Here is a 307-nt window from a genome sequence, read left to right as displayed (position 1 = left end):
AGGTTGCGCCGGACCTGGTCACGCCGAATGCCGCCGAAGCTGCCGCGCTGCTGGGCGTGACGCTGGATCCCGACACGGACCGGGCGGCCGCCATAGCCGATCACGCCGGGGAACTGCTGGAGGCGACCGGGGCGGGCGCCGCCGTCGTCACCCTCGACAAGGACGGCTCCTTCCTGCTCACGCCCGACGGCGGGACCCACCGCACGTGGGCCACCCCGGTCACCGAGAAGCAGGCTTCGGGCGCCGGCGACACCTACGTGGCCTGCCTGACCCTGGCGCGGGCCGCGGGGCTGCAGCTGAGCACCAG

General features: G+C 74.6%; 1 protein-coding gene. It reads left to right on the top strand.

The genetic code is table 11. The features are described 5' to 3' along the window. Nucleotides 1–307, top strand: a 307-nt coding sequence (locus tag AC5RUJ_RS18935; RefSeq protein WP_494156598.1) for a PfkB family carbohydrate kinase, incomplete at both ends; no start/stop codon positions are given.

Source organism: Arthrobacter sp. Y3223164 (genome assembly GCF_059091005.1).
The sequence above is the reverse complement of the archived record's forward strand: the minus strand, read 5'-3'. Positions and strand labels throughout refer to the sequence as shown.